This is a genomic window from Litorisediminicola beolgyonensis, assembly GCF_042679605.1.
GTDB lineage: Bacteria > Pseudomonadota > Alphaproteobacteria > Rhodobacterales > Rhodobacteraceae > Litorisediminicola > Litorisediminicola beolgyonensis.
Map to the genome: position 1 here is coordinate 45,033 of NZ_JBHTMU010000031.1, position 7,489 is coordinate 52,521.

Here is a 7,489-nt window from a genome sequence, read left to right on the forward strand (position 1 = left end):
GCTCCTCACACCATCGGTATTCCGTTCTGCGCGCAATTCGCGGCCACCACCTGCGCGTCTAGGGTCCGCAGGCCGCGGGGCAGGTCCGGCGAGATGGTGTAAACCGCATCTGCGCGCCAGAGGCCACCCTCTTCGGTGACATTTGTGCGCAAATGCCTCGCAAACCTGTAGCCGCGAATGAGCGCGTACTGCGCTGCAGCACATTCTGCATAGCGTTCGACATCGAGAGAGTCACGCGCACCGTCCATGGCGACCCCGAACTGGACGAGATCGCCGTCCAGAAGGCGGGTCTCGATGCCGCGATAGGTCGGCTCGAAGGGCAGCGTTTCGCGATCCACCGGCTCCGGCGGCGCGCAAGCCGCCAGGGCGAGGGTCGCGGCAAGGGCGGAGCGATGGCCCACCGGGCTCACTCCGCGGCGATCTTGGTCTCTCTGCGCGCCTTGGCGTTGGCGCTGAGCTCCGCCATGAGCTGGCTGGCCCGCGCGACCGGGTTGGTGAGGTAGAAATCCTGGAGCGCGGTGCCGAAGGCCCCCTGCCCCATCTCACCCGCGTCGCTGACAGGCGTCCACTCGTTTTCCGGCACGGTGTCGATCTCGGCCAGATGCGGCACGTCCTTGACCAGCGCGCGGCGCAGCTCGGCCAGGCTGTCGAAGGGCAACGTCTGCCCGCATTCCGCCGACAATGCCCGGAGGATGGCCCAGTTTTCCTTGGCCTCGCCCGGGGCGAACCCGGCGCGCAGCGCCAGCTGCGGACGGCCTTCGGTGTTCACGAAAAGCCCCTGCTCCTCGGTATAGGCGGCACCCGGCAGGATCACGTCGGCGCGATGCGCGCCACGGTCGCCATGGCTGCCCTGGTAGATCACGAAGGCGCCCTTGGCGATCTCGATCTCGTCGGCGCCAAGGTTGTAGACGACGTCCGCGCCGTCCAGAGCGGCGTCGAGACCGCCATCGGTGACCGCGCCCGCATCAAGCGCGCCCACCCGGCTGGCCGCCGTGTGAAGGACCATCAGAGACGAGCCGGTCGACGAGGCCAACGCCATGACGGCGGCCAGAACAGCCGCACCGTCCTCGCGGGTCAGCGCCGCCTGGCCGACGATGATCATCGACGGCTTTTCGCGGACCGAGGAATGGTCGCGCTTCAGAAGCTCGGTCAGAGTCTCGGGGCCGGTGCCGATATGGTCGTATTCAAAGGTCAGGTCCGCCGCTTCGCCGATCACGCCGACGCGGGCGCCGCGCGCCCAGGCCTTGCGGATGCGGGCGTTGAGCACAGGCGCCTCGATGGCGGGGTTGGCGCCCACGAGCATGATCGCCTCTGCGGTGTCGATCTCTTCGACCGAAGCGGTGCCGACATAGGCCGAGCGGTTGCCCGCGGGCAGATGCGCGCCATCGGTGCGGCATTCCACGCTGCCGCCAAGGCTCTCGACCAGCGACTTGAGCGCGAAGGTCGCCTCGACCGAGGCCAGATCGCCGATCAGGCCCGCGATCTTCTTGGCATTCTTCATCTTCTCCGCCGCGACCGACAGCGCCTCGGGCCAGGTCGCGGGCCGCAGCTTGCCGTTCTCGCGCACATAGGGCTTGTCGAGACGCTGGCGCTTCAGCCCGTCCCAGACGAACCGGGTCTTGTCGGAGATCCACTCTTCGTTCACGCCGTCATGGTTGCGCGGCAGGATGCGCATGACTTCGCGCCCCTTGGTGTCCACGCGGATCGAGGAGCCGAGCGCGTCCATCACGTCGATCGTCTCGGTCTTGGTCAGCTCCCAGGGCCGCGCGGTGAAGGCGTAGGGCTTCGAGACCAGCGCGCCCACCGGGCAGAGGTCGATGATGTTGCCCTGCATGTTCGAGTCGAGCGTCTGGTTCAGATAGGAGGTGATCTCCGCATCCTCGCCGCGACCGGTCTGGCCCATCTGCGTGATGCCCGCGACCTCGGTGGTGAAGCGCACGCAGCGCGTGCAGGAGATGCAGCGCGTCATATGCGTGCCCACGAGCGGGCCGAGATCGAGATCCTCGACCGCGCGCTTGGGTTCGCGATAGCGCGAGAAATCGACGCCATAGGCCATCGCCTGGTCCTGCAGGTCGCACTCGCCGCCCTGATCGCAGATCGGGCAGTCGAGCGGATGGTTGATGAGCAGGAACTCCATCACCCCCTCGCGGGCCTTCTTGACCATCGGCGAGTTGGTCTTGACGACCGGCGGCTGCCCCTCGGGTCCGGGGCGCAGGTCGCGCACCTGCATGGCGCAGGAGGCGGCGGGCTTCGGCGGACCGCCGACGACCTCGACAAGACACATCCGGCAGTTCCCGGCGATCGAGAGGCGCTCGTGATAGCAGAAGCGCGGAATTTCGACCCCCGCTTCCTCACAGGCCTGGATGAGGGTCATGGCCCCATCCACCTCGATCTCGTTACCGTCGATGATGATCTTGCGGAGGTCTGACATCAGTCTCGTCTCACCTTGCTCTGAGCAGGACGCCGATCTGGCTTCCCTTCGCTATTTCCTCTTCGCCGAAGGTGCAATAGCTGGAGGCGTCCTTCAGATCGACGCCGTTCTTCTGGAGATAGGCTTCTCCGAGCGCCCGCATCCGCTTTTTCTCTGCGTCCGAGGTCACATAGGCCTCGATCTCGTCGTCGGAATAGCCCTTGGCGCGGGCCTGAGCCTTGAGATCGTTGAGGAAAGAATAGGCGCGGATCAGGCGCGGCTCGATGCTGTCGCATTTCTTGCGAACCTCGTCGGCGATCCCGACGGCAAGCAGGCCGCGATTGATGTCGGCCTCGTCGGAGAGCGAGGCAGCAGCGGCGGACGCGCCGGTCAGCGCGAGCGAAAGGGCGAAGGTCAGCGCACGCATGGCGAAACTCCTTGGCAAGGTCATGGCCCCCGCCGAAACGGCGGGGCTTTGCAGCGGGACATGGGGTCAGATCACCCGGATATCCAATATCGCCCGGTGACTCCGGCGAAGTTTCGCGGATACGCGTTATTCGAGACAGCGGCCGGTCAGGACGAAATCCTCGCTGCCGGGCTGCGCGACCGCGGGCGCCACGGTCCAGGCGATGTCGGAACTGCCAAAGGTGCGGATGCAGTAATTGATCCCCGCCTGCGCCGCCGCGGCCCGGAGCGTATCGAGGGCCGCGCCGCGCTGGCGCACGGTGACCGCGAAGTCGTGGCGGTCGTCCCCGTTCGCGACCGCGCGCGCCGAGAAGCGCTGGCCCTCGACGGTGGCACGGTCGCCCCGGCCACATCCGGCAGCCAGGACACAGAGCGCGAGAAGCGCGGCGGAGCGGAGGGGACGGGTCATCTGCCTACCTTCGATTGCGTGGGCCGCTGGCGCGGCGCCTTTTCCAGGACCACGACCGAATCGTGAATGTGGATCCCCGAGATCTCGCCCGCGAGCGGTTTCGAATGCAACCGTCCGCTGTGATACCAGCCATGCATGTCGTCGACCAGATTGCGGACCGCGTTGAAGAAATTCATCTTGTTGTCCAGCCCGCCGCCGAAGCCCGGGAAATAGGCCGTGTGCATGTCCTCGATCATGTAGACGCCGCCCATCGTCAGATGCGGGTAGAGCGCCGCCAGCGATTTGCGGACATGGCGCATCTTGTGCGAGCCGTCATCGAGCACGACGTCGATGCCGCCCATCTCATGCGCGACCCCCTCGAGGAAGACCTCGTCGGTCTGCGACCCGATCCGCACCTGCCCGGCCTGACCGTCATACTGCGCGCAGTCCGGATCGATATCGATCCCGAAGATCTGCGCCTCCTCGCCGAGATAGCGCCGCCACATCTGCAGCGAGCCGCCCTTCTTGACGCCGATCTCGAGAAACCGGACCGGCGTGCCGCGGAACCGTCCGAAATACCGGTCGTAGATCGGCAGGTAATGGTGCCATTTCTGGACCGTCGTGCCGGTGTTCGACGCGTAGATGTCGACCAGATCGCCCTCGAATCCGTAGCGGTCGCGAATATCGGCGGCGATGTCGCCGTCGGCGGGAAAATTGAAGCGCTTCATGCCGTGCCCTCCGTCACGCGGCCCCATCCGAAAGCCGCCTCGCTGTCGCCGTCCCGGCGAAAGAGCTCGAGCCGCTCGAGCCCCTCCCCCAGCGTCGGGCGATGGCCGGGCTCGATCCACCACATGACGAAATGCGCCTGATCCATCACCTCGAACCACGCCTCGCGCCGTTCGAAGAAGCGGGCATGGAGGGTGCCGTAGACGAAGCGGCGCAGGCTTTCGACATCCTCCCAGACCGTCAGGTTCGAGACGAAGCGCGGATCGCCGTCGATCTTGGTCTCGGTGTTGCCGGTGCCCGGCTCGCCCGAGCCTTCCATCATCCAGACGAAGCCCGGCATCCGCTTGCCGAGCCCGTTCACCCGGTCGAGATTGGCCATGAACTCCGCCACAATCGGATCGCCGGGCTCGGCCAGGAGGCGGCCGATATTGAGCTGCGCCAGGTGTTTCACTTGTCCCCCCGCCGGTAGCTGCGCTTGCGCGTCACCTTGAGATCGAAGCCGAGCGTCGGCGATTTCGGCAGGAGCGCCTTGGACATCGAGCCGAAAAGCGGCCGGTCGACCTCGGCGGCGAACTCGCAGACCGCGCGGCTGACCCCGGGCCAGGAGCCGTAATCATCGGCGATGAGAATGCCGTCATCGGCAAGGAGCGGCCAGTAATTGCGCAGATCGGCAAGGCAGGAGGCATATTCGTGGCTGGCGTCGATATGGATCACGCCCGCCTTTACCCCGAGCTTGTTCAGCGCATAGGCCGCCGAATTGCCGTCCATGGGCAAGGGCACGATCACGTCCTGGTGCCCCGCATCGACGACATTGGCGAGAAAGGTGCGATAGACCGACGGGTAGCCGTCGACCGGGTGCAATTCCTCGCGCCGCCCCGGTTTGGCCAGGTGGTTCGAGGAGCCGAGCCAGGTGTCGACGGCCAGGATTTCCGCCCCGAGGCCGCGCGCCTTGACGATCTCGGCCATGTGGATCGAGGACATGCCCTTCCAGACCCCGAGCTCGATGATCAGCCTGGGCGCGGCCGCCTCGATGGCCACCTCGAAGAACCCGTGCCTGGAATTCCAGCCCTGCCGGTCGATCCGGCTCGGATCGTGGACATAGGTGTCGAACGGGTTTTCGAGCCCGAGCCGCGCCCGGATCCCCTCGCTGATGTCCTTCATGGAACTGCCCTGCCTGCCTGCTCGGCATCATGATGCGCCAAAGCCTCGCAGGCAACCACCCCTCCCGGATGGGGCCGGGCCCGCTTACGGCCCCTCTGCCACAACCGCGTCGCCCTGCCCTGCAGACCTCGCCGCCGGGCACGACCCGGGGCGCGGCTCGCACCACGCCCCTGTCTTCATCTGTCTGAAAATATCCCGGAGAGCGCGAGAGGCGGCGCCTCTCGCATGCGGGGCCGCACGGCCCCGCATCCCTCAAGCGCCTCACTCGGCCGCGATGGGCCCACGCTTGTGCTTGATCCGGTCCTCGATCTCGTCGCGGAAATTGCGGATGAGGCCCTGGATCGGCCAGGCCGCCGCGTCGCCGAGCGCGCAGATCGTGTGGCCCTCGACCTGCTTGGTGACGTCGAAGAGCATGCCGATCTCCTCGACCTCCGCCTCGCCGGTGACCAGCCGGTCCATCACCCGCATCATCCAGCCGGTGCCTTCGCGGCAGGGCGTGCACTGGCCGCAGCTTTCGTGCTTGTAGAATTTCGACAGACGCCAGATCGCCTTGATGATGTCGGTGGACTGATCCATCACGATCACCGCCGCGGTGCCGAGGCCCGAGCCCAGCTCGCCGCGCAGGTAGTCGAAATCCATCGTCGCATCGCGCATCTTCTCGCCGCGCACGCAGGGCACGGAAGAGCCGCCCGGGATCACTGCCTTGAGGTTGTCCCAGCCGCCGCGGATGCCGCCGCAATGGGTCTCGATCAGCTCTTCGAAGCTGATCGACATCGCCTCTTCGACGACGCAGGGCTTGTTCACATGGCCCGAGATCGCGAAAAGCTTGGTGCCTGCGTTGTTCTGGCGACCGAAGCCCGCGAACCAGTCGCCGCCGCGGCGCAGGATGGTCGGCACGACCGCGATGCTCTCGACATTGTTCACCGTGGTCGGGCAGCCATAGAGCCCCGCGCCCGCCGGGAAGGGCGGCTTCATCCGCGGCATGCCCTTCTTGCCTTCGAGGCTCTCGAGAAGCGCGGTTTCCTCGCCGCAGATATAGGCGCCCGCGCCGTGGGTCAGGTAGAGATCGAAATCCCAGCCCGATCCGGCGGCGTTCTTGCCGAGAAGGCCCGCGTCATAGGCCTCGTCGATGGCCGCCTGCAGCGCCTCTTTCTCGCGGATGTATTCGCCGCGGATGTAGATGTAGCAGGCATGGGCGTTCATCGCGAAGCTCGCGATCAGGCAGCCTTCGACCAGCGTATGCGGGTCGTGGCGCATGATCTCGCGGTCCTTGCAGGTGCCCGGCTCGGATTCGTCGGCATTGACCACCAGATAGGCCGGACGCCCATCGCTTTCTTTCGGCATGAAGGACCATTTGAGGCCGGTCGGGAAGCCCGCGCCACCGCGGCCGCGCAGGCCGGATTTCTTCATCTCGTCGATGATCCAGTCGCGGCCCTTCTTGATGATGCCGGCGGTGCCGTCCCAATGCCCCCGCGCCTGCGCGCCCTTCAGAGAGCGGTCGCGCATGCCGTAGATATTGGTGAAGATGCGGTCCTTGTCCTCGAGCATAGGTGTCTCAGTCCTTTCCCGTCCGGCGCGCGCGCCAGAGCTGATAAATCATCCAGATCGCCACCCCGAACCCGGCGAGCGCCGCCAGGTCGAAGAAGGCACGGGTGCGCTGGCTCCAGTCCAGCGCGGTCCCGAGCGCGGTGGCGGCGATCCAGGCGAGACCGGTGCCGGCGATGACGAGCGCGATGATGCGCCCCTGCCGTGCCTGCTCCGCCTCGCTGGCCATGCCGTCGTCCACGCTCCCTTAGTACACGTCGCCCTTGTCGACCTTCTGCGAGAAGTCGGTCTCGCCTCCCTCGGCCAGAAGCTTGGCCTGCGCAACCCATTCGTCGCGGGTGACGCGGCCCTTGAAGCCTTCGAGATTCTGGTCGACCCAGGCCACCTCTTGCGGTGTCCAGGACGCGATCTGGTCGAAATGGTAGAAGCCCAGATCGTTGCAGAGCGTTTCGAGCTTGGGCCCGATGCCCTTGATGCGTTTCAGATCGTCCGCCCCACCCTCGCGCGGGCCGTCGAGCGTGGCGGGCTTTTCGCCCGGACCCTCGACCTCAGCTGCCGCCGCTTCGGTGGTCCCGGCTGTCGCCGCCGCCGCTGCCGCGGACGGTGTGCGGTTGTCGCCACCGGCATAGCGCCATTCGCCCTTGCGGGTGGAAAGCTCCTGCTGACCGGGAAGCGAGGTGGTGGGTTTCACCGTCGCGCCCGCTTCGGCGTCGGCAGTTGCCGAGGCGCTGCTCGTCGGCGCCGTGTCCGCCGCAGGGGCCGCCGCCGGAGCCGGTGCCTCGGCAGTCGCTGCC

9 protein-coding genes and 1 pseudogene are annotated in these 7,489 nt (G+C 66.7%); all 10 read right to left on the minus strand.

Going from position 1 to position 7,489, the window contains the following annotated elements:
* Positions 1–5: 5 nt before the first annotated feature.
* The gene (locus tag ACFQ4E_RS15410) at positions 6–401 is read right to left on the minus strand and encodes a hypothetical protein (protein ID WP_386805090.1); all 396 of its coding nucleotides are present in this window, start codon (positions 399–401) and stop codon (positions 6–8) included.
* A gap of 5 nt (positions 402–406) precedes the next feature.
* Entirely contained in the window at positions 407–2,431 is a 2,025-nt protein-coding gene (nuoG, locus tag ACFQ4E_RS15415) for an NADH-quinone oxidoreductase subunit NuoG (RefSeq protein WP_386805092.1), read from the minus strand.
* Between the two features lie 10 nt (positions 2,432–2,441).
* Positions 2,442–2,837 carry a DUF5333 domain-containing protein gene (locus ACFQ4E_RS15420; protein ID WP_386805094.1) on the minus strand — a complete coding sequence of 132 codons (396 nt, stop codon included), beginning with the start codon at positions 2,835–2,837 and terminating at the stop codon, positions 2,442–2,444.
* Between the two features lie 126 nt (positions 2,838–2,963).
* Positions 2,964–3,284, minus strand: coding sequence for a hypothetical protein (locus tag ACFQ4E_RS15425; protein ID WP_386805095.1), 321 nt, complete (start codon positions 3,282–3,284; stop codon positions 2,964–2,966).
* A complete protein-coding gene (locus ACFQ4E_RS15430; RefSeq protein ID WP_386805097.1) occupies positions 3,281–3,991 on the minus strand; it encodes a class I SAM-dependent methyltransferase in 711 nt (236 codons plus the stop codon). The genes ACFQ4E_RS15425 and ACFQ4E_RS15430 overlap by 4 nt, the downstream gene beginning before the upstream one ends.
* Complete coding sequence (locus tag ACFQ4E_RS15435) at positions 3,988–4,440, minus strand: DUF3291 domain-containing protein (RefSeq protein WP_386805099.1); 453 nt, start codon at positions 4,438–4,440, stop codon at positions 3,988–3,990. Before ACFQ4E_RS15435 ends, ACFQ4E_RS15430 begins: the two co-directional genes overlap by 4 nt.
* The gene (locus ACFQ4E_RS15440; RefSeq protein WP_386805101.1) at positions 4,437–5,150 is read right to left on the minus strand and encodes a class I SAM-dependent methyltransferase; all 714 of its coding nucleotides are present in this window, start codon (positions 5,148–5,150) and stop codon (positions 4,437–4,439) included. The genes ACFQ4E_RS15435 and ACFQ4E_RS15440 overlap by 4 nt, the downstream gene beginning before the upstream one ends.
* Before the next feature lie 261 nt (positions 5,151–5,411).
* Positions 5,412–6,698, minus strand: a complete 1,287-nt coding sequence (nuoF, locus tag ACFQ4E_RS15445; RefSeq protein ID WP_386805103.1) for an NADH-quinone oxidoreductase subunit NuoF — start codon at positions 6,696–6,698, stop codon at positions 5,412–5,414.
* Between the two features lie 7 nt (positions 6,699–6,705).
* A complete protein-coding gene (locus tag ACFQ4E_RS15450; RefSeq protein ID WP_386805104.1) occupies positions 6,706–6,924 on the minus strand; it encodes a DUF5337 domain-containing protein in 219 nt (72 codons plus the stop codon).
* A gap of 18 nt (positions 6,925–6,942) precedes the next feature.
* Positions 6,943–7,489: pseudogene (locus ACFQ4E_RS15455) on the minus strand (fused NADH-quinone oxidoreductase subunit E/endonuclease); the annotation flags it as partial.